This is a genomic window from Streptosporangium jomthongense (assembly GCF_042650425.1).
Taxonomy (GTDB): Bacteria; Actinomycetota; Actinomycetes; order Streptosporangiales; family Streptosporangiaceae; genus Streptosporangium.
Genome location: NZ_JBHSBC010000049.1, coordinates 125,748 through 146,628, shown reverse-complemented (window position 1 = coordinate 146,628; position 20,881 = coordinate 125,748). Strand labels below are relative to the sequence as shown.

The following is a 20,881-nucleotide window of genomic DNA, read 5'->3' as shown; positions in this document are numbered from 1 at the left end:
GCCCATGAGCTCACCTCAGCGCCCCGAGGGACTACGCGAACGCAAGAAGGCCAGAACCCGGCGAACCATCCAGGAGCAGGCACTGCGCCTGTTCGCCGAGCAGGGCTACGACGAGACGACCGTCGAACAGATCGCGGAGGCCGCGGAGATCTCGGCGAGCACCTTCTTCCGCTACTTCCCCACGAAGGAGGACGTCGTCGTCCAGGACGACCACACCCCCCTGGTGATGACGGAGCTGGCCGCCCAGCCCCCTGAGCTGGCACCGGTCCCGGCGCTGCGCGCGGCGGTGCACACCGCCTTCACCCGGCTCGCCCCCGAGGAGGAGGCGCAGATCCTCGCCATGACCAGGCTCCAGCTACGCCACGTCGCGCTGCGGGCCAGGGCCGTGGACAGCATGATCTGCACGATCGACACCCTCGCCGAGGCCCTCGCCGGACGCCTGGGCCGCCACAGCGGCGATCCGCTGAGCCGTACGGCCGCGGGCGCGGTGGTCGGCGCGATCCTGCCCGCCCTGTTCGGCTGGGCCGAGTCCGGCGGCGTCACCCGCCTAGCAGACACCGTCGACGAGGCCCTGTCCCTCCTGGAAGGAGGCCTAAAGGTCTAGGACTCCTCCGGTGCCATCCGTGAGGGGTGTGGCTTGTGCCTTACCGGTGCCATGCGTGAGGAGTGTCCGGCTTGGGCGCGTCGGTGCTTGGACTGAGGAGCGAAGGAGCGAAGCGGATGAGCGACGAGGGAAAGCGCCGACTCGAAAGCGCCCAAGCCCGCGACGCCGCAGGCGGCGCAAATAGGCACAGTCATCTCACCTGGGCGGCTATCTGGGGGCTGATGCGGACGGCGCCGGCGAAGTTTCTGGTGTAGATCGGGACGAGCTTCACCACGTCACCGGTCCTCGGCGCGTGCAGCATCTTGCCGTCGCCCCAGTAGATCGCCACGTGGGAGACGTAGCCGGGGTTGGTCGGGTCGTTCCGCCAGAACAGCAGGTCACCCGGCTGGGCCTGGGACAGTTCGATCCGCGGCCCGGAGACGAACTGCTGGTGGGTCACCCGGGGGACCTGGATGCCCGCCTGGCGGTAGGCCCACTGGACCAGGCCTGAGCAGTCGAAGGTGTCGGGGCCCTCCGCCCCCCACACGTAGGGGCGGCCGAGTTTGCTGATCGCGGCGGTGAGGACGGTCCTGATCTGGGGGGCCGTCGGGAAGGCGCCCACAGGCCAGACGGTGCGCCTGGGGGCGGTGAACACCGGGTTGATCGTGGCGACCTGGCTGCCCTTGGGCAGGACGCGCAGCAGCCTGTTGCGCAGTTCGGCCGAGTCGGCGCCCGGCGCGCTCACCACCAGCGCGTTGTCCTGGGGGAAACCGAGGGAGCGCGCGGTCTGCTGGGAGACGACGGCGTCGATGGCGCCCATGCCCATGGTCGCGTAGGCGCCGACGCGCAGGCTCGTCCTGGAGGTGGAGACGGTCTTGCCCAGGGTCATGCCGCCGTCGTTGCCCAGGACGAAGGAGACGACCAGTTCTCCCGCCGAGACGTTGCGCCAGAGCCGGTCGGAGCGGGCGGTCGGCTTGGGGGTGAAGGCACGGAACGTCGAGGGGTTGACCCCCAGCGTCTGCACCCGTTTCCCGTCGAGGACGACCTCGGCGGCGTCGGCGCGTTCCACCGCCCGTACCCCGGAGAGCCGGGTCACCCTCGCCACGACCGCCGAGCTGAGCGGTTTGTTCGTCACGACGAACAGGTGCGGCTTGCGGATCGTGGTCAGCGGGGCGACCGGCGGTGGCGGGGTCTGGGCCGGGGTGGGGGTCGCCGTGTTCTGCGGGACCTCCTGGAGAGCTCCCTGGAGCGTCTGTCTGGCGACGGGCCTGCGCAGGGCCGTCGTCGAGGAGTCGTCGGGCAGCCTCAGGACGATCACCACGGCCGCGGTCAGCATGACCACCGCGACCGTCGCCACGATGGGAACGGCAGGGCGCGGCGTGCGGATGCGGGGGCTGTAGGCGAGGTCCTGTCTGGCCTCGTCGATCAACCGGGAGACACGCGTCCGCCTGTCGGGCACGACATCTTCCCTTCCACCCGTCCTGATCCACCCCTACGTAGAGTGCCGTACGCCGCGCCACAATGCGCAGGAACTCACCAAAACGCTCCAAACACGACACGCTGTGCAGTGGCGGCGGGGTTTCGGCCGGCCCGAAGGGCCCTGGACATGGCTATCCGCCGGGACCCGGTCCCGGCGGATCAGCGTGTCCGATGCGGATCAGTTGCCGATGTACGGCACGGCCTCGATGATCTCAACCGTGTTGGACCTGCCGTTCGGCATGGTGTAGGTGGCCTTCTCGCCGATCTTCTTGCCGTTGATCGCCGCCCCCAGCGGCGACTTGGGCGAGTAGACGTCGATCGGGGCACCGCTCTCCTCGCGGGAGGCGAGCAGGAAGGCGACCTCCTCGTCCTCTCCCTCGAACCGTACGGTGACGGTCATACCGGGCCCGACCACGCCCTCGGCACGGGGGGCCTCACCGACCTTGGCGTTGTCGATGATCTGGCGGAGGTGGAAGATGCGGGCCTCCATCTTGCCCTGCTCGTCCTTGGCGGCGTGGTAGCCGCCGTTCTCCTTCAGGTCGCCCTCTTCCCTGGCGGCCTCGATCTTCTTCGCGATGTCGACACGCCCGGGCCCCGAGAGGTACTCAAACTCCGCCTTCAGGCGGTCGTACGCCTCCTGAGTTAGCCAGGTGACGCTCTCGTTTCGGGAGTCGGCCACGGGTTCTCCTTGCTTCCTCTGTGGGGCTTGGTACTAAGGGGTAGCGCTCGTTCGAATTTCGACAGGCTAACAAGTTAACCGGCCGAGCGCTTCCCCAAATGTCTCACTATACGAGATAGCAGTAGTGAACGTCGCCGGAAGTAGCCTGGCTACTGGTCTCTAGCCTCTCGGTAAGGCGGACATACCCCTCACCAGCGGGAATATTGACCTCGCGGCTGCCCACTTCGACGTGGCCCACATCCATGGCCCTGAGCCTGCACACGGCGGCGCGGCTGGACGGCTTGACCACTTCGAAGGTGATCTGCAGAGAATCGCCGCGGCTGGTGTCGAACGCGATGACCTGGTCGATGACCTCGGTGTTGCCCTTGGACGCCCACATCACGTATCCCCAGCCCCCGGCGCACACCGCGCAGAGGATCGCGATCACGACGTGCACGACGAAGCGCCCCCTGCGCTCCGGACGGTCGGGGAAGTCGTCCGGGGTGCCGAGCACGGGGCCGGTCTGACGGCCCGTCCCGGCCTCGCTGGTGGCCATGCGGAATCTCCCTGCGCTACCTCGGTGTTATCCAAGACAATTGTCTCTCGCGGGGGCCTTGCCCTCGCGACCGCCCAAGAGAAACTAACCTCTCTTTAGAGTGACCCAGCCCAACCCGGGGAGCGGTGCGGCAGGCGGGGCCGAGCACGTCACGGCGATGAGCGCGTCCGTGCGGCCCGCGCGGACCCCAGCGCGCCCAACGAAGAGGAGACACCGAGCCCGTGAGTGCACCGCTGAGGCTGATGGCAGTTCACGCGCATCCCGACGACGAGTCGAGCAAGGGTGCCGCGACCATGGCACGCTATGTCGCCGAGGGCGTGGACGTGCTCGTCTGTACCCTCACCGGAGGGGAACGCGGCTCGATCCTCAATCCCAAGATGGACCGTCCCGACATCCTGGAGAACATCGGGGAGGTCAGGCGTATGGAGATGGAACGCGCGCGGGAGATCCTCGGCGTCGAGCAGCGCTTCATGGGGTTCGTCGACTCGGGCCTTCCCGAGGACGAGAGCGAGCCGTTGCCCGAGGGGTGCTTCGCCGTGCAGCCGCTTGAGGTCGCCGCCGCGCCGCTGGTCGCCGCGGTGCGCTCGTTCAGGCCGCACGTCATCCTCACCTACGACGACGACGGCGGCTACCCGCACCCCGACCACATCATGACCAACCGCGTCTCGGTCGAGGCCTTCGAGGCGGCGGGCGACCCCGACCGCTACCCGGAGGCGGGCGAGCCCTGGCAGCCGCTCAAGCTCTACTACCAGATGGGCTTCACCAAGGCCCGCTTCGAGGCGCTCCACGAGGCGATGAACGCCCGCGGCATGGGCTCGCCGTACGCCGACTGGATCTCCCGGTGGGAGGACCGGCCGGAGAAGTGGCCGGTGACCACCCGGGTGCCCTGCGGCGACTACTTCGAGGTCCGTGACCTGGCGCTCCTGGCGCACGCGACGCAGGTCGACCCGGACGGCTTCTGGTTCGTCTGCCCGCGCGAGCTCCAGGCGGAGATCTGGCCGACCGAGGACTACCACCTGGCCCGCTCCCTGATCGACACCACGCTCCCCGAGGACGACCTGTTCGCCGGCATCCACGCCGACGAGGTCTCCCCCGCCTGCCACTAGGGAAATCACCGGCCCCTTCGGCCCCGCCGGAGGCGGGACCACGGGGTCGGGATGGCAGACTTGAAGGGTGCCTACAGATCCGAACTCTCTCAATTCCCTGGTCAGCCCCGGCCTGCTGGGCTTCCTGATGGTCGCCGCGCTCGGGCTCGCCCTCTACCTGCTCGTCAAGTCGATGCGGCGGCAGATCTCCAAGATCGAGGTGCCGTCCGAGGCCGAGCTGCGGCAGCGCGACAGGGACGGCGCCACGCCGATCTCATGACCAGGCGCGCTCAAGGGCCTTCGGCAGGCCCCAGCGCCCCAGCGGGGTGAGCACCTCGCTCTTGTCGACGATGCCCAGACAGGCCCACAGCGGCGTGACCGAGCTGAAGAGGGTCTCCGCCGCCTCCAGGTCCTCCGGGTCGTCCATCTGGACGTCGATGTCCTCGGACTCGGCGATGAACCTGGCGATCCGCTCCGGTGAGGCCAGCACGCCGGGCCCCCGCCTGGCCAGCGTCGCGACCACGGCCAGCCAGTCGGCGTGGTGGATGGCGCACAGCGCGGCCAGCACCGCGTCCTCGTGGCTCAGCTCACCGTCCAGGTCGGCGAACTCCTCGGGGACGTCGTCGTCCTCCGGCAGGTCGGAGACCGGTCCCGCGATGCCCGCGGTGACGCTCAGCCACAGCTCCTCGTCGTCGGCGGGAAGCGGCTCCCCCTCGTAGCCCGCGCAGGCCCGCAGTACGTTTCCCGGGTAGCCGGGGTCGGCCAGCACCTCGCGCAGCCGTACGCAGGCGGCGCGCAGGTCCGCGGCGGGGCGTTCCGGGGGCGGCAGTTCGGCCAGGATGCGCCGCAGCTCGCCGAGCGCGAACGCCTCCTCCTCGTCCCAGGCCGCGAACAGCTCCTCGTCCTGCTCGTCGCTCACCGCGATCCCCGGCACCCGCCCGTCGGGCAGCGGGCCGTTGAGCCAGCGTTCCTGCAGGTCCTCGTAGGCCTCCCTGGCCCGTTCGTCCCGTAGCGCGAGCGCGTCCGGGTCGATCTCCCCCGAGGCGACCCGCTCCTCAAGGAAGGACACCATCCGCTGGAACATCTCCCTGGCGACCGGGCCTCGTTCGTCCTCCTCGGGCCAGACGAAGAAGCTGCGGGTGAGCAGGAGGGGTTCCGTACCGGTCGACTCCAGCCACCGCTGCACGTCACCGACCGTCGCGTTGCCGGACTCGATCGCGCCAAGCGTCGTCTTGGCCGAGTCCCAGAAGTGGGGGGACAGCGGATTGCCCAGCGCCGCCAGCGCCCTGCGCAGGTCGGGAACCGCCACCAGGGCGACCCCCGAGGGTACGGCGAGCAGCGCGCGGGCCACGTCACGACGGGTCAGCTCAAGGGCGGGCCGTCCCGCGTGCACACAGACGAAGTCGAGATCCACGCCCAGTGAGCCTACGCGCGAAGCCGCTCGAACACACCTCCCAGCCCGTAAACTTCCTCCCCGCGTCCAAAGAGGGATCGCCGGGACACCTCACCCCATCCCTCCTGCCGTTTTCCCCGGCGCCGGGAAAGCCATCTAGAAAGCACCCATTCCTCATTTGTCGCTTTAAATCTATCAGACAACAGATATGACTAATAGTCATGATTTTTCGCCAATCTCCTGCTAGATCATGATTATCGCCTTTTGAGCAGTCTCGGCGATCTTCGAGACGTCAGGAGAACTCGTGCTACGACCCCCCAGAAGCGTCGCCACGGCGACGCCCGTCGCCGTGATCCTCTCCCTCACCGCGGCCCTCGTGACAAGCACCCCCGCCCACGCGGCCGACCCGCCCGCCCAGGTGGAGCCCCGTACCGGCACCGAGACCCCCGCCCTGGTCAGCGGCCTGAACGAGGCTCCGGTCAGCGGCGACCCCGTCACCGTCGCCCGGCACCACCTCCGCCAGGGCCGGTACGGGATCACGAACGTGAACACCGACCTGGTCCCCCTCGACGTGGTCCGCGACGGCCAGGACGAGACCGTCCGGTTCGAGCAGCGCTACCAGGGCATCCGCGTTTTCGGCGCCAACTACCTCGTGCAGATGACGAAGGAGGGCAACGCCCACCGGGTCACCGGAGCGGGCGGCCGTTTCCTCACCGAATTGAGTGTTTCGACCACGCCGAAATTCCCGGAAAGACTCGCGCTCGACGTCGCGCTTTCCCGGACCGCGGCACGGACCGGCGGCGAGAAGGAGTCCCTCACCGCGGTCTCCGGCGGCCTCGTCGTCGTCCCGACCGGCAAGGGCCTGCTGGCCTGGCGGGTGACCGTCACCGGGACCGACGCGCGCAGGCAGCTGCCGCTGCTCACCGACGTCTACGTCAACGCCGGGAACGGCGCCCCGCTGTTCGCCTCCGACCGGATCCGCACCGCCGTCGAGAGCTCCGCCGAGGGACCCCTCGCCACCACGGGCACGACGGTGCGCGGCGCCACGGTGCCGATCAACGCCTACCGGCGGGCCGACGGCAGGTACGAGCTGCGCGACCGCACCCGGTGGAACGGCACCGCCGGCGAGGTCGTCACCTACGACGCGCAGAAGCGCGACGTCTCGCGGTTCCAGGGCTCGCTGCCCGCGGACACCCCGATCGTCGCCTCCGACACCCCCACCTTCACCGGCGCCACCACGGAGATCGGCGCGGTGGACGCCCACTGGGGCGCGAACCAGGTCTACGAGTACTACCGGCGGCTCGGACGTGACGGGCTCGACGGCAAGGGCGGCTCGATGCTCTCGGTCGTCAACGTCACCTCCTCCGGCAGGCCGTACATCAACGCCTTCTGGGACGGCACCAAGATGGTCTACGGCGGGGGCGGTGACCAGTACTACTCGCTGGCCTCGGCCCTGGACGTGGTCGGCCACGAGATGACCCACGGCGTGGTCGAGCACACCGCCAACCTGGTCTACTTCGGCCAGTCCGGCGCGATGAACGAGGGCATCGCCGACTACTTCGGCAACGCCATCCAGAGTGACGCCGAGGGGACCGACCCGGCCGACCCCGACGCGGGGCTGCTCGGCGAGACGCTCTGCCGTACCGGGACACCGCGTCAGTGCGCCCTGCGTGACCTCAACGACGGGCGGGTGGCCGCCGACGACTACGTGGGCTCCACCGGCCGCATCGACAGCGCGGGCGTCCACCTCAACTCGACGATCTTCAGCGGCGCGCTGTGGGACATCCGCGAGAAGCTCGGCGCCAGGGCCGACAAGGTCGTCCTCAAGGCCCTGTCCGAGTACATGACCCCGCTCGACGACTTCAGCGACGGCAGGCGAGCGGTGCTGGCGGCGGCCGTACGGTCCCGGCTCGGGGCGCGGGACCTGCTGACGATCGCGCGGGCCTTCGACGCCCACGGCATCAGGAACGGCTGGGAGCGTCGCATCGCCACCGACCACGACGTCCTGCTGCGCGGCGTCACCGACCCCTACGCCCAGCCGGACGCGGCCGGTGACCGTTACGTGGTCACCAACTCCTCCGCCGACCAGACCGCCCCCGCGGCCGTCTACACCGGACGGGTGCGCGGCGGCAAGGCCGTCCAGCTCTCCGAGCCGAACGAGATGTCGAGCTACGACGCCGTGACGGACGGCAGGAGCGCGGTGTGGACGACCTACGTCCAGCGGGAGGACGGCTGGAAGATGCAGGTGTGGAGCAGGCCGCTCGACCGCTCCCAGCCGCAGCGGCTGATCCACGAGGGCGACGGCGACGTGCCCAACATGGCGGTCGACGGTGACACGATCGCCTACTCGGTCTGGGACTCGGCCACGGGCGGCTACGACCTGTGGGTCAAGAAGGGCGACGCGGCCCCGGTCAACATGACGCCGCAGCCCGGGATCTACAGCAGGGTGCCGACGATCAGCGGCGGCCGGATCGCCTACATCAAGCTGTACCTGTGGGAGGGCGGCCCCCGCCGTATGGTCATCACCACCCGTGACCTCGCGACGGGCCAGGAGACCGACCTGCCGGCCCCGCCGAGCCCGCCGAACGTGATCGGGCTCGTGAGCGGCCCGGTGCTGACCGGCACCTCCCTGTTCTGGCTCCAGGACGCCCAGCAGGACGGTCTTCAGGGCATCATGCGCGCCGACGCCGACGGCGGTTCCCCGGTGGCGCTCACTCCGGACGACGCCACCTCGCCCAAGCTGCTGGACATGGACGCCACGGACACGGCCGTCACCTACAGCGTCTACCCCGACCTGACGGTGATCAGCAACGACACCCTGCCCAAGATCACCCAGATCCCGGCCAGGGGCGGCAAGGCCGTACGGGTCACCTGCAACCGGGGTGAGCAGGCCCAGTTCGCCTCGGGCGAGGGCGGCAGGGTGATCTGGATCGACGGCACCGCGGCCCACGTGGACCTGGCCACCCGGGCCCGCCCGAGGGGTGCCTGCCGGGCGGCGTAACCGTACCGAGGTCGTTCAGCGGGCGTGGGGGCGCCCGCTGGACGGCTCCGCGAGCGGGATCAACGGGCGGTATCGGATGGATCCGCCGTTAAAGTGTGATGATGTACGTACGGCAGTCCGACAAGCTGGCCAACGTCTGCTACGACATTCGCGGTCCCGTACCGAAGCGCGCGGCAGAGCTGGAGTCCCAGGGTCACCACATTCTCAAGCTGCACATCGGCAACCCTGCTCCGTTCGGCTTCGAGGCTCCCGAGGAGATCCTGCAGGACATCATCCGCAACCTGCCCGTCTCCCACGGCTACGGTGACTCCAAGGGCATCCTCAGCGCCCGCAGGGCCGTCGTGCAGCACTACGAGGGGCACGGCTTCCCCGACCTCGGCGTGGAGGACGTCTACCTCGGCAACGGCGTCTCCGAACTGATCGTGATGGCGATGCAGGCGCTGCTCAACAACGGCGACGAGGTGCTGGTCCCCTCCCCCGACTACCCCCTGTGGACCGCCGCGGTCTCGCTCAGCGGCGGAACCCCCGTCCACTACGTCTGCGACGAGGGGGCCGACTGGCTGCCGGACCTCGACGACATCGCCTCGAAGATCACCGACAGGACCAAGGCCCTGGTGATCATCAACCCGAACAACCCGACGGGCGCCGTGTACCCGCCCCGGCTGCTCGAAGGCCTGGCCGACCTGGCCCGCAGGCACGGTCTCGTCGTCCTCGCCGACGAGATCTACGACCGGATCCTCTACGACGGCGCCGTCCACACCTCGATCGCGGCGCTGGCCCCCGACCTGTTCTGCCTGACCTTCTCCGGCCTGTCGAAGACCTACCGGGTGTGCGGCTACCGCTCGGGCTGGATGGTGCTCTCCGGTCCCAGGGAGCGGGCGTCGTCCTACATCGAGGGCCTCGACATCCTGGCCAACATGCGCCTGTGCCCCAACGTGCCCGGCCAGCACGCCATCCAGGCCGCCCTCGGCGGCCACCAGAGCATCGAGGACCTCGTACGGCCCGGCGGACGCCTGTGCGAGCAGCGCGACCGCGCCTGGAAGCTGCTCAACGACATCCCCGGGGTGAGCTGCGTCAAGCCCCTGGGCGCGCTGTACGTCTTCCCCAGGCTCGACCCCGAGGTCCACCCGATCACCGACGACGTCCGCTTCGCCCTCGACCTGCTCGAACGGGAGAAGCTCCTCATCGTGCAGGGCACCGGCTTCAACTGGGCCCGCCCCGACCACTTCCGCCTGGTCACCCTCCAGCACGCCGACGACCTCGAAGAGGCCATCGGCCGCCTGGGGGGCTTCCTGTCCACCTACCGGCAGTGACGTCCCGGGACCGCTTCTCCGTCGTGCCCTGACGGGAAGGCGGTCACGACCGCCCGGCCCCCTCACGGTGGCGCGGCGAACCGTCCACCGGCGCCTCCCGCGTGTGCGCGGCCCCTGGCCGGGCGGGCAGGCCGAGGTGGGCGATGATCCGGTCGGCGACGGGGGCCAGCAGGTCGTGGAGGCGGCGGGTGGCGTCAGCGCCGAGGGTGGCCCAGGGGCGTTCGGCGAGTTCGTCGGTCCGTTCCTCGACCGCCCGGCGGAGGGCCTGGCCCGCGGTGGTGAGAGAGCGCGTGTCGGGCTCCAGCAGCCCGCGGGTGATCAGGCGCCGCTCGGCCGCCTCCCACTCCTCGTCCGTCCACTCCCGGATCCCCTGCAGACGCTCGCGCCGGTCCGCGCCCGCGGCGACGACCAGCACCAGGGCCTCCGGCCCTTCGACGCCGGAGTGCAACAGCGTGGCGAAGTGGCCGTCACCCCGGTGTTCACGCAGAGTGGTCGCGGCCTGCCAGAGCGCCAGGTGAGGTCGCGACGGCAGGGGCAGCGCGGCGTTGGCGCTGCCCAGCGGGCGGCCCGGGGCGTCCCGGCAGGCGTTCGCGGCGAGCCCGGCGAGCCCGGCCGCCTCGGCCAGCTCGGGTGCGGCGACGGACTCCTCCCCGAGGATCGCGCGGAGACCGGCGTCCGCGGCGGCCAGTCGCGCCGCGAGCACCGCTTCGGGGTTCGTCTCCGCCCGGACCGCGCGGACTTCGCGCTCCACCATGCGCGGGCTGAAGTGGTGGAACAACGCGTGGACAGCGGCCGGGGAGACCTCCCCCAGCGGAGCGGTGCGCAGCGCGAAGTACGGCGTCCAGCGGCCGGTCAGCCCGAGCCTCCGGAAGGCTTCGCCGGCCTGCGGGGCGAGGACGGCCACCAGATGGTAGGGCTCCAGGACGGCGCGCATGGCCCGGGTGAGATCGTTCACGGAAGCCTCCGAGGCGGGTGGGAAAGGTCGTGGAGCAGGCCCGGGCCGTGCTCCGATGTGCCCGGTGACCTGTCAGGGAACGCCGATCACCGCCGCCAGGTCGGGCCGGGCCCGGGTCGGCAGCAGTTCCGTGACCTCGTGCGCCACCAGACCCGCCCGCAGGTAGGGGTCCTCCCCCAGGATGCGGTCGAGCTCCTCCCGGGACACCCCCTGGGCGAGGATGAACCCTCCGGTGGCCGGCACCTTGCGGCCGCCCAGAAGGAACGTCCCGCTCCTGAAGTGCTGGTCGATGAAGACGTAGTGCTCATCGCGCAGCGGGAGAATTCGCTCCTCCGGGACCAGATAGGACAGCAGTACCAGGAACATGCGGCCGCTCCCAGAGCTCATTGTCGGTGATGGGCGACGACGGACGGGGTGAGGGGACGCACCGCCGGACGACGACGGCGCGCCCCGCTCCGGTCCGTCCGGGTCAGTCGGTCTTCTGGGCCAGCAGCAGCAGGCCACCGGGGATGTTGGGACGGACCGTCTTGCGGATCTCGAACCCGCCCTGGCGGAAGGCGTCGCTCCAGCCCTCCTCGCTGAGCAGGCCCTGGCCCATCAGCGCGTGGATGAGGGTGAACTCCGGGGTGAAGGTCTCCGGGCAGGCGCGGTCCCGCTGCGGGGGAAGCACCTCGGCCGCGAGCACGTGCGCCCCGGCCGGGAGCCTCTCGGCCAGGCCACGCAGATATGAGACGAAGTAGTCGAGGCCCTGCTCCAGCACCTCGTGCATGAAGAAGAAACCGACCACGAGGTCCACGGTCTCCAGGCCGGGGATCGCGGCGGCGTTGGAGGCGTCCGCCTCGACCACCGTGATGCGCTCCGTCAGGCCGTCCTTGGCCACTTCACGGCGGGCCTCCGCGATCGCGTCGGCGCTGATGTCCACGCCCAGGCCGTCGGCGTCCTTCAGCCCGCAGATCCCGATGAGGTTGCGGGCGTTCCCGCAGCCGAAGTCGGCGACCCGGGTGAACTCGATCTCGGACAGCAGGGAGTGCACATACGGCTTGAGGTCCTCCAGACCGAGGTCGGCCGAGGAGACCGCGACGATCCGGCCGTCGCGCGAGATGTCCTTGCCGTACTTGCTCTTGCCGGAGACCAGTTCGCCGAAGCGCCAGAACGGCTCGCCGAAGCCTCCCGCGATCCAGAAGATGTAGCCACGGTCGCGCAACAGTTCCCGGCCGTACCCGGTGAGCCGGTAGACGTCGCCGTCGGGTGCCACGACCCCGCGGTCGACCAGGTAGAAGACGGTGTCCCGGGCCAGCTGGAGGTTGCCGCCCACGTCCTCGACGCGCAGCCCCTTCTCCTCAAGGATGTCCAGCACGCCCAGGTCGTCGAGCGAGGCGATGACCGAACACATGATGTAACCCTCAAGCAGCTCGAAGGAGTGCCGACGGGGGATGCCCCGGATAGCGAAGTCGTTCGTGGCCATAACAGTCCTTTCATGTTTCCTCTCCGCGGCCCCACGGGCAGCGGCGCAGGAAATTGGACGACAGGATACGAGGACGTTCAGCGCCCGCCGGAAAGCCGCCCCGACCATGGGACAAAACGTTCGCCCAGGGCCGGAAAAAGAAATCCGGAAACTATCGGCGGGGCTGTCGAAAACGGGCCGACGGGTAAATCCTCCAGGCTCGCCGTGGGAGTCGGATCAGCCGACGCGATGATTATGCCGCACGCGCCGGTGACGAACCAGAGGCCGGGATCGATTTTCTCTTATTCTGGGACGGAATGCGATGATCACTCGTGCTTCGGGCAGGTGCACAAACCGTCGAAGCCCTGGGCGCGGCGCTCAGAAACAGTGAATCCTCCGGCGCCCCAGTTGTCCAGCGGCACTTCCTGAACAATGACGTAGATCCGCTCCGGATCCTTGCGCAGCACGTCGTGCACCAAGTCGGTGACGCCGTCGATGAGTTGCTTCTTCTTCTCGGCGGTGAGGTTCTCGTTGATAACCTGAATGGTGACGATCGGCATAACGCTACCTCCGGGTCGGGAAGCCGTCGGCGCCGGCCGTTGACGGCCTCGGACCGGCGCCGTGATCAATGAATCAGGTGCAGCGCGTCTGGGACGGCGAGCCTCGGTCAGGCCGCCGGACGGGGCAGGGTCCGCGGCTTGTAGGACGGGCGGTTCGCCTCGAACGCGGCGATCTCGTCCTCGTGGCCCAGTGTCAGAGTGATGTCGTCCAGACCGTTGAGCAACCGCCAGCGGGCGTTCTCGTCCATCTCGAACGGGGCGGTCACACCGTCGGCGCGTACCTCACCGGACTCCAGGTCCACGGTGATCTCGGCCGCCGGGTCGGCCTCGGTCAGGGACTGCAGCCGTTCCACGACCTCCTGCGGCAGCACCACGGTGAGCAGGCCGTTCTTCAGCGAGTTGCCGCGGAAGATGTCGGCGAACCGGGAGGAGATCACGGCCTTGAAGCCGTAGTTCTGCAGGGCCCAGACCGCGTGCTCGCGCGAGGAGCCGGTACCGAACTCGGGTCCCGCGACCAGCACGGTCGCGCCCTGCCGTTCGGGCCGGTTCAGCACGAATTCCGGGTCGGCGCGCCAGGCCGCGAAGAGCGCGTCCTCGAAACCGTCGCGGGTCACCCGCTTGAGGAAGTGGGCGGGGATGATCTGGTCGGTGTCGACGTTGCTGCGGCGCAGCGGGACGGCCCGGCCGGTGTGGACGGTGAACTTCTCCATGCTGTCAGGCCTCCAGCAGGTCGGCGGGGGAGGAGAGGCGGCCGGTGACCGCGGTCGCGGCGGCGACGACGGGCGAGACCAGGTGGGTGCGTCCGCCCTTGCCCTGCCTGCCCTCGAAGTTACGGTTCGAGGTGGACGCGCTGCGCTCGCCGGGCGCCAGCTGGTCCGGGTTCATCCCCAGGCACATCGAGCAGCCGGCGAACCGCCAGTCGGCGCCGGCCTCGGTGAAGACCTGGTGCAGGCCCTCCGTCTCCGCCTGCAGCCGGACCTTGGCGGAGCCGGGGACCACCAGCATCCGGACCCCCTCGGCGACCCGGCGGCCCCGCAGCACGTCGGCGGCGGCGCGCAGGTCCTCGATCCGGCCGTTGGTGCACGAGCCGAGGAACACCGTGTCGACCCGGACCTCGCGCAGCGGCGTGCCGGCCTCAAGCCCCATGTAGGACAGCGCCCGTTCGGCGGCGGAGCGCTCGACCGGGTCGGTGAAGGACTCCGGAGCCGGGATCAGCGAGCCCAGAGGAGCGCCCTGTCCGGGGTTGGTCCCCCAGGTGACGAAGGGCGTCAACGCGGCGGCGTCGATCACCACCTCCTTGTCGAAGACCGCGTCCTGGTCGGTGTACAGCGTCTTCCAGTAGGCCACCGCCGCGTCCCAGTCCTCGCCCTGCGGCGCGTGCGGGCGGCCCTTCAGGTAGGCGAAGGTGGTCTCGTCCGGGGCGATCATCCCGGCCCTGGCGCCCGCCTCGATGGACATGTTGCAGATGGTCAGCCGGCCCTCCATCGACAACCCGCGGATCGCCTCACCGCGGTACTCGATCACATGGCCCTGGCCGCCGCCGGTGCCGATTTCGGCGATCACGGCCAGGATCAGGTCCTTGGCGGTGACCCCCTCCGGCAGCTCGCCCTCGACGGTGACGGCCATCGTCCGGAACGGCGCCATCGGCAGGGTCTGGGTGGCCAGCACGTGTTCGACCTGCGAGGTGCCGATGCCGAACGCCAGGGCACCGAAGGCTCCCAGGGTCGAGGTGTGCGAGTCTCCGCAGACCACCGTCATGCCGGGCTGGATCAGGCCCAGCTGCGGGCCCATGACGAAGACGATGCCCTGCTCGGCGTCGCCCAGCGAGTGCCGCCGCACACCGAACTCGTCGCAGTTGCGGCGCAGCGTCTCGATCTGGTTGCGGGAAACCGGGTCGCTGATGCGGTCGATCACGTCGGTCGGGACGTTGTGGTCCTCCGTCGCGATGGTCAGGTCGGTGCGCCGTACCGAGCGCCCGGCAAGCCGGAGGGCTTCGAACGCCTGCGGGCTGGTGACCTCGTGAAGCATGTGCAGATCGATGTAGAGAAGGTCGGGCTCGCCCTCGACACGTCGGATGACGTGCTCGTCCCAGACCTTCTCGGCGATTGTCCGTCCCATACGGCCCTCCGAGTTTCCGTGCATTATCTTGAAATGTGAGACGACACGTCTCGCAACGGACCGGACTCTAGTCGATCACAAGCCACGTCCGGAGCCAAATCCCAAAACGGCACAGGACAACTGTGACCCAATCTCTTTACGGACTAAACCCCCTTCGGAATATCTGGAATCTCCCTATGGATTAAACCCCTCCGGATATGAGTCTCGAATTCTGAGATTTTTAGCCGGAATCGTAGACATACTCGGTCTCCAAAAGTAGCTTCGCCAACGGCGCAACCCTGCCCGGGAGATGGCCGAGTGGCCGTTCACAGAAGGAGATTGTCGCTATGTCCGTTTCTGTGGAGTTAGCCCTTCCCCGATGCGCGGACGCTCTCAACCCCCGTGCACTCGTCGAAATCATCAGCTCCTGGCTGCACATTCCCGCCACCGAACTCGATCTCACCGTCAACGCCGACCAGCGCAGGATCGTGATCGAGGCCGTGCGCACGATGAACGAATTGGCGGGCGGCGGCGACTCAGCGGCTTTCCATCAACAACAGTTACTGCTCTCCAGGCTCTACGGCCTGGTGCTGCGACTCCCCCAGGCGGTCACCGCCGAAGGTTCCGTGGTACTCCACGAGGTGGTCCGGCTGCTGGAGGAGGCCACTCTGGCCCGCGAGGACCACGGGGTCGACACCGTCCTGCTGGACGAGGCGCCCGCCGACCCGAAGGACTACCTGTCCTGGCTCAAGAACCTCGCCCGTCGGCACCCCGCCTACAAGCATCCGTACTACGCCGAGTTCATCCGCGACCGCGCCGGGCGCGAGGACCTGCGTACCTACGTCATCCAGGAGTCGGTGGTCGACGGCCGTTTCGACGACCTGCTGGCCATGATGCAGGTCGGAACCACGGACGACGCCAAGCTTGAGATCGCCCGCAACTACTGGGACGAGATGGGCAACGGTGACGCCGACCAGGTCCACACCCATCTGTTCAACCAGATCTTCCAGGTGTTCGACATCGGCGCGGACGAACTGGAGGACGCGCTGACGGCCGAGGCCCTGCTGTCCGGCAACCTCGCCGTGATGCTCTGCCGCTACCGGCGCCTGTACCCGGAGGCCGTCGGCTTCCTCGGGATGACCGAGTGGTTCGCCCCTGACCGCTTCGTCCAGGTGGTCCACGCCTGGGAGCGGCTGGGGCTGCCGGACGTCGGCATCGTCTACCACCGGCTGCACATCACGGTCGACTCCCTGCACGCCGCAGGGTGGTTCCACAACGTGATCATTCCGGCGGCGGAGTCGCCGGCCATGCGGCGCGGCATCGCCCGCGGCGCGCTCTTGAGACTCAACTCCTCCGCGCGCTACCTGGACGAGCGGCTGGCAGAGGCGCGCTCCCGCTCCTGAGCAGTGATGTGTCCCATGGCCGGAGGCCCGTCCTCCGGCCCCACACACCCGCACCCCCTGGAGTCCGCCATGCCCGTCCCCCAGCGCGGCCGGCCACCGCACACCGAACACGTCCTGCGTGAAGAGCTGCGGCTGCTGGTCTGCCGGATCAAGAACAGCGACCCCACGGCCCTCGGCGACACCGACGACTACGCCTCGGCACTTGAGTACGACTCGCTCGACTTCGTCGAGCTGGCGGTACGCCTGGACACCGAGTACGGGATAGAGGTCGGCGCCGAGGCCGACGACCTTCCCGCTCTGGCCTCCCTCGACACCCTGACCGCCCTGGTCCGCGACCGGAGGACGCGATGAACCCGCGCCACGGCCGGCTTCCGTCGCTTCTCGGCGCGCTCTCCGCCCTGGCCGAGGACACCCCCCGGCGCACCGCCCTGGTCGCCGACGATCGCGGCGTCGACTACGGGGAGCTGCACGAGCGCGTCCAGCGGACCGCCGCGGCGCTGGTGCGCCGGGGGGTGGGCCCCACCCAGCGGATCGCCGTGGTCGGCCACAAGACGGTGGACGCGGTGGTCGCGCTGCTCGCCGTACAGCGGGCCGGCGCGGCTTACGTACCGCTCGATCCCCGGGCACCCGCGGCCCGGCTCGCCGACCTGGTCGCCGACGCGCGCTGCCCGCTCGTCCTGGTCTCCGCCACCGACACCGACCTCGCACGCGACCTGGCCGAACGGACCGGGGTCCTCCCGCTCGGCGTCGGCGAGGCCGCCGCCGAACCAGCGACGGCCCCGCTGCCGGAGGAGATCTCCCCGGAGAGCGTCGCCTACTGCATGTACACCTCGGGAAGCACCGGCCGCCCCAAGGGGGTGCAGATCCCGCACCGGGCGGTGGACGCCTTCTTCGCGGCGGTCCATCCGCTGCTCCGTGTCGGGCCGGACGACCGCTGCCTGAACACCTCGGCGCTGCACTTCGACGTTTCGGTCGTCGATCTGCTCTACCCGCTGACACGGGGCGCGACGGTGCACCTGGCGCCCGCCGTCCCGATGCCGCCGCTGCTGAACCGGCTGATCGAGCAGGAGCGGATCACCTATTTCGCCGCGGTCGGCTCGACCCTGACCCTGCTCGCCGACCACGCCCGCGGCTTCGCCGGACGCGACCTGTCGCACCTGCGCCGGGTGATGACCGGAGCGGAGGTGCTCCAGCCGCACACCGTGCAGCGCTGGCTGGCCGCCGCCCCCCAACTCGTCGTGATCAACGGATACGGCCCGACCGAGGCCACCTGCCTGGTCGTCGCCCATCCCATCGACGAACGGGAACCGGACCGCACCGCGCCCTACCCCATCGGCCGTCCGCTGGACGGGGTCACCGTGCGCTTCCTGCACGACGACGGGCACATCGACGAGGAGGGGCCCGGCGAGCTCCTGGTCGCAGGCGCACAGCTCATGAGTGGTTACCTGGAGCGTCCCGAGGAGGAACGGCGGGCCTTCCTCGACCTCGACGGCACCCGCTTCTACCGCACCGGCGACCAGGCGCACCGTGACGCCGACGCCGTACTCCACTTCCACGGCCGGCGGGACGACGAGGTCAAGGTCCGCGGCTACCGGGTCAACACGCAGGAGGTGCGCCAGACGCTGGAGGCCCACCGGACGGTGGGGCGCGCGTTCGTCACCGCCTCCCGGGACGGGCGCGGCCGGGAGATCCTCGCCTGCGCGGTCACCCCGCCCGGTGCCCCGGCGAGCGTCCCCTGCGGCGACGAGAGCCCGTTGCCCGCCCTGGACGCCGACCGGGCACGCGCGCTGCGGACGCACCTGTCGGAGCGGTTGCCCGGTTACATGGTGCCCGCCGACTTCCGGCTGCTGGACGCGGTTCCGTTGCTCTCCAGCGGGAAACCCGACGTCCGCGGCATCGTGCGGCGCCTGACCGCGGCCTCCCCTCGGGGGGACGCGTGAACGCGCCGCGCGCCGCGGCCCCGGCCGGCTCGCCCGTCGACGACCTGGCGCCCGCCGGACTGCGCGCCCGCGTCACCGAGTGCCTGCGCGAGTGCGCCTCCGACCGTGCCGAGCCGGTCGTCGCCGCGCTCGACGCGGCGGGCCTGTGCTTCCCCGGGCTCCCCGACCGGGTCGTCCTCGCCGAGAGTCTCGCCGCGGCGCTGGACTTCGACCCGGCCGCCGAGGTGCTGGCCCGCCACGACAGGCCGGGGGCGGGCGCAGGCCTGCCGGTGGCCGCGCTGCAGGTCGCCGCCTCAGCCCGCCTGGTGGCCACGACCGGCGGCTGGCTCGGCACCCGCCACTCCTTCGGGCAGCGCCTGATCGACCACCAGGTCGTACGGTTCCGGCTCGCGGAGCTGATGGCCTACGCCGAAGGCGCGCGGCATCTGGTGCACGCGGCCACGGCCGACACGGCGGCCGGCGCGCGGGGGGACGGCGTGGTCGAGGCCGCCCGCCTCCAGGCCCGCAAGCTGCTGCGCCGTACCGCGAGGGTCTGCCTGCACCTGCACGGCGCCAGTGGGTATGTCGCCGGTCACCCGGCTCAGCGGCTCCTGCTCGCCGGTCACCGGCCCGCCGACGGAATCTCCGACGAACAGCTGCTGGACGCCGTCGCCCGGCACCTGCGAGGGGCCGATGACTGAGCCTCCGACCGCGACGGCCCCGCACCACGGGCGGCCAGGACCGGGGTTCGCCACCCCGGCCGCGTTCCGCCGGAGCGTCCGGGCGCTGGTCGACCGTCACCCCGAGGTGTTCGCGCCCGCGGTCTGGGACGTCCCCGGCCGCGTTCCGCCCGGGCGGGAGGCGGTGGTCCTGCTGGGCCGCGCCGGGCTGCTCGCCCCGGCCGCCCCTGCCCCCGCCCCGGTTCGGCAGGTGCCGCCGGAGCCGGACCCGGCCCCGTCCTGGCAGTTCGCGGCGGCGTTGCACGAGGAGCTGGGTCTGCTGCCCGCCGGGGCGGTGGTCCTCACCCAGGTCGAGGTGGCCGCCAAACTGCTGGCCGCCTTCCCGGCCACCGCCCACGCCGCCCGCCAGGCCCTGGCGGGGCGGTCTCTCGCCGCGCTCGCGGTGACCGAGCCCGGCGGCGGCCTGGACTTCGACGCCATGACCACCTCGGTGCGCCGCGGTGACGAGGGGGTCGTCGTCGAGGGGGAGAAGTGGCTCTCCAGCAACGCCCCCTTCGCGGACGAACTGCTGGTGCTGGCCCGGGACACCGCCTTCGCCGACTCGGCGCTCGGGCGTCACTCCCTGGTGCGGGTCCCCGTGGACGCGCCGGGGGTCGAGGTCCACCCGCTGCGGACCCTGGGGCACCGGGGCGTCACCGGGCGGATCCGGCTGACCGGCGTCCGGCTGGCGCCTGAGGCGTTGCTCGGCTCGCCCGGTACGGGCCTGCTCACCCTGATGAGGCACTGGGTCCACGAGCGCGTCATGGTGGCACTGCGGATGACGGCGATGGCCGAGGGGCTGCTCGCCCTGCTCCGCTCCGCCGGTGGGCCACGCTCCGGGTACGCCGACCGGGCCGCCGCCGAGCTGTTCGTCGACATCGCCCAGGAGCGGGCGTCCTGCCGACGGGCGCTCGAACTGCTCGGAGCCGGCGGCTGCCCGCCCCGGACCGCGGCGGGCTGCAAGCTCCGATCGGCCGACGTGCTGCGGCGTACGGCCGAGGCCGCGCTCCGGCGCGAGGCGGAACTCGCCTCGACCCGGCCGCGCTTCGCCGGACTCGACCCTGCCGATCCGGGGCTGGCGGAACGCGCGTTGCGCGACGCCACCGGCCTCGCCCTGGCCGGCGGCAGCGACGAGGCCCTGCTCATGGTGATCGCCCGGGAGCTGCGGTGACCGAAGCCGTTCCCGCGCGCCGATCGGCCGCGCTGCCCTGCCGTACCCCGGTCGAAGGATCGCCGCCGCTGTTCCTGCTGCCCGCCGCCGGTGGCTCGACCACGCTCTACCGCGACTGGCCGGACGCGCTCGGACCGGGGGTCACCCCGTGCCCGGTCGAACCTCCGGGCCGTGGGCGCAGGATGGCCACCCCGCCCTTCACCGATCTGGCGGAGCTCGCGGGCGCGCTCGACGAGGAGCTCACGCCCCCGGCCGGGAGTCCCTGGGCTCTGCTGGGGCACAGCATGGGCGCCCTGGCCGCCGTGGCCTGGGCGGCCAGGGCACACCGCCGGGGCCGGTCGCCGAGCGTGCTCTATCTGAGCGCGGCCGCTCCACCATGGCTCCACTCCACCGCCGAGCCCCTGGTCCACCTCGACGACGACGGCCTGTGGCGCCACATGCTGGGCCTGGGCGGCCTGTCGGCCGAGGTGGCCGGGAACGACACGGCCCGCAGGCTGCTGACCCCTCTGATGCGGGCCGACGTACGGGCCGCCGCGTCCTGGCGG

The 20,881-nt window shown here is 70.5% G+C and carries 21 protein-coding genes; 11 read left to right on the top strand and 10 right to left on the bottom strand.

Features of this window, described 5'->3' with window-relative positions; genetic code table 11:
• Nucleotides 1-4 precede the first annotated feature (4 nt).
• Nucleotides 5-604, top strand: a complete 600-nt coding sequence (locus ACFOYY_RS37515; protein ID WP_352013808.1) for an acyl-CoA-like ligand-binding transcription factor — start codon at nucleotides 5-7, stop codon at nucleotides 602-604.
• A gap of 190 nt (nucleotides 605-794) precedes the next feature.
• Here the strand turns inward: ACFOYY_RS37515 and ACFOYY_RS37510 are convergent, their stop codons facing one another.
• The 3 genes from ACFOYY_RS37510 to ACFOYY_RS37500 form a co-directional block, all read right to left on the bottom strand.
• On the bottom strand, nucleotides 795-2,042 hold the full coding sequence (locus ACFOYY_RS37510; protein ID WP_352013809.1) for a C40 family peptidase: 1,248 nt from the start codon (nucleotides 2,040-2,042) through the stop codon (nucleotides 795-797).
• 198 nt (nucleotides 2,043-2,240) lie between these two features.
• Complete coding sequence (gene greA / locus ACFOYY_RS37505) at nucleotides 2,241-2,741, bottom strand: transcription elongation factor GreA (protein WP_352013810.1); 501 nt, start codon at nucleotides 2,739-2,741, stop codon at nucleotides 2,241-2,243.
• A 106-nt stretch (nucleotides 2,742-2,847) separates the two neighbouring features.
• A complete protein-coding gene (locus ACFOYY_RS37500; RefSeq protein ID WP_362914126.1) occupies nucleotides 2,848-3,276 on the bottom strand; it encodes a DUF4307 domain-containing protein in 429 nt (142 codons plus the stop codon).
• Nucleotides 3,277-3,497: 221 nt separating this feature from the next.
• Between ACFOYY_RS37500 and mca the strand changes: the two genes are divergently transcribed.
• Together mca and ACFOYY_RS37490 are read left to right on the top strand one after the other, a co-directional pair.
• Nucleotides 3,498-4,382: a mycothiol conjugate amidase Mca gene (gene mca, locus ACFOYY_RS37495; RefSeq protein WP_386196004.1), complete on the top strand. Its 885-nt coding sequence runs from the start codon at nucleotides 3,498-3,500 to the stop codon at nucleotides 4,380-4,382.
• A 67-nt stretch (nucleotides 4,383-4,449) separates the two neighbouring features.
• Nucleotides 4,450-4,641: a hypothetical protein gene (locus ACFOYY_RS37490; RefSeq protein ID WP_352013813.1), complete on the top strand. Its 192-nt coding sequence runs from the start codon at nucleotides 4,450-4,452 to the stop codon at nucleotides 4,639-4,641.
• On the opposite strand, the gene ACFOYY_RS37485 is transcribed toward ACFOYY_RS37490, so the two are convergent.
• Nucleotides 4,636-5,775 carry a hypothetical protein gene (locus ACFOYY_RS37485; RefSeq protein WP_352013814.1) on the bottom strand — a complete coding sequence of 380 codons (1,140 nt, stop codon included), beginning with the start codon at nucleotides 5,773-5,775 and terminating at the stop codon, nucleotides 4,636-4,638. The genes ACFOYY_RS37490 and ACFOYY_RS37485 overlap by 6 nt on opposite strands.
• A gap of 283 nt (nucleotides 5,776-6,058) precedes the next feature.
• Between ACFOYY_RS37485 and ACFOYY_RS37480 the strand changes: the two genes are divergently transcribed.
• Both ACFOYY_RS37480 and ACFOYY_RS37475 read left to right on the top strand, forming a co-directional pair.
• Nucleotides 6,059-8,755: a M4 family metallopeptidase gene (locus ACFOYY_RS37480; protein WP_386196001.1), complete on the top strand. Its 2,697-nt coding sequence runs from the start codon at nucleotides 6,059-6,061 to the stop codon at nucleotides 8,753-8,755.
• A gap of 101 nt (nucleotides 8,756-8,856) precedes the next feature.
• A complete protein-coding gene (locus ACFOYY_RS37475) occupies nucleotides 8,857-10,068 on the top strand; it encodes a pyridoxal phosphate-dependent aminotransferase (protein ID WP_352013816.1) in 1,212 nt (403 codons plus the stop codon).
• A gap of 43 nt (nucleotides 10,069-10,111) precedes the next feature.
• Here the strand turns inward: ACFOYY_RS37475 and ACFOYY_RS37470 are convergent, their stop codons facing one another.
• From ACFOYY_RS37470 to leuC, 6 genes are all read right to left on the bottom strand, one after another.
• Entirely contained in the window at nucleotides 10,112-11,023 is a 912-nt protein-coding gene (locus tag ACFOYY_RS37470; protein ID WP_386195999.1) for an SCO6745 family protein, read from the bottom strand.
• A 72-nt stretch (nucleotides 11,024-11,095) separates the two neighbouring features.
• Nucleotides 11,096-11,389 carry a YciI family protein gene (locus ACFOYY_RS37465; RefSeq protein WP_352013818.1) on the bottom strand — a complete coding sequence of 98 codons (294 nt, stop codon included), beginning with the start codon at nucleotides 11,387-11,389 and terminating at the stop codon, nucleotides 11,096-11,098.
• Nucleotides 11,390-11,492: 103 nt separating this feature from the next.
• Nucleotides 11,493-12,488 carry an SAM-dependent methyltransferase gene (locus tag ACFOYY_RS37460; RefSeq protein WP_352013819.1) on the bottom strand — a complete coding sequence of 332 codons (996 nt, stop codon included), beginning with the start codon at nucleotides 12,486-12,488 and terminating at the stop codon, nucleotides 11,493-11,495.
• 305 nt (nucleotides 12,489-12,793) lie between these two features.
• Nucleotides 12,794-13,027 (bottom strand): tautomerase family protein, encoded by a 234-nt coding sequence (locus ACFOYY_RS37455; protein WP_352013820.1) that lies wholly within the window; start codon nucleotides 13,025-13,027, stop codon nucleotides 12,794-12,796.
• Nucleotides 13,028-13,134: 107 nt separating this feature from the next.
• Nucleotides 13,135-13,737, bottom strand: coding sequence for a 3-isopropylmalate dehydratase small subunit (leuD, locus tag ACFOYY_RS37450; protein WP_352013821.1), 603 nt, complete (start codon nucleotides 13,735-13,737; stop codon nucleotides 13,135-13,137).
• Between the two features lie 4 nt (nucleotides 13,738-13,741).
• On the bottom strand, nucleotides 13,742-15,145 hold the full coding sequence (gene leuC, locus ACFOYY_RS37445; RefSeq protein WP_352013822.1) for a 3-isopropylmalate dehydratase large subunit: 1,404 nt from the start codon (nucleotides 15,143-15,145) through the stop codon (nucleotides 13,742-13,744).
• Between the two features lie 326 nt (nucleotides 15,146-15,471).
• On the opposite strand from leuC, the gene ACFOYY_RS37440 reads away from it, so the two are divergent.
• The 6 genes from ACFOYY_RS37440 to ACFOYY_RS37415 all read left to right on the top strand — a co-directional run.
• The gene (locus ACFOYY_RS37440; RefSeq protein WP_352013823.1) at nucleotides 15,472-16,527 is read left to right on the top strand and encodes an iron-containing redox enzyme family protein; all 1,056 of its coding nucleotides are present in this window, start codon (nucleotides 15,472-15,474) and stop codon (nucleotides 16,525-16,527) included.
• A gap of 69 nt (nucleotides 16,528-16,596) precedes the next feature.
• Nucleotides 16,597-16,878, top strand: coding sequence for an acyl carrier protein (locus tag ACFOYY_RS37435; RefSeq protein WP_352013824.1), 282 nt, complete (start codon nucleotides 16,597-16,599; stop codon nucleotides 16,876-16,878).
• Nucleotides 16,875-18,467 (top strand): amino acid adenylation domain-containing protein, encoded by a 1,593-nt coding sequence (locus ACFOYY_RS37430; RefSeq protein WP_386195995.1) that lies wholly within the window; start codon nucleotides 16,875-16,877, stop codon nucleotides 18,465-18,467. Before ACFOYY_RS37435 ends, ACFOYY_RS37430 begins: the two co-directional genes overlap by 4 nt.
• On the top strand, nucleotides 18,464-19,147 hold the full coding sequence (locus ACFOYY_RS37425) for an acyl-CoA dehydrogenase family protein (protein ID WP_362776667.1): 684 nt from the start codon (nucleotides 18,464-18,466) through the stop codon (nucleotides 19,145-19,147). The genes ACFOYY_RS37430 and ACFOYY_RS37425 overlap by 4 nt, the downstream gene beginning before the upstream one ends.
• Nucleotides 19,140-20,336 carry an acyl-CoA dehydrogenase family protein gene (locus ACFOYY_RS37420; protein WP_386195992.1) on the top strand — a complete coding sequence of 399 codons (1,197 nt, stop codon included), beginning with the start codon at nucleotides 19,140-19,142 and terminating at the stop codon, nucleotides 20,334-20,336. Before ACFOYY_RS37425 ends, ACFOYY_RS37420 begins: the two co-directional genes overlap by 8 nt.
• Nucleotides 20,333-20,881: thioesterase II family protein (locus ACFOYY_RS37415; RefSeq protein WP_386195990.1), on the top strand; the 549-nt coding region annotated here is incomplete at its 3' end. The genes ACFOYY_RS37420 and ACFOYY_RS37415, both read left to right, overlap by 4 nt.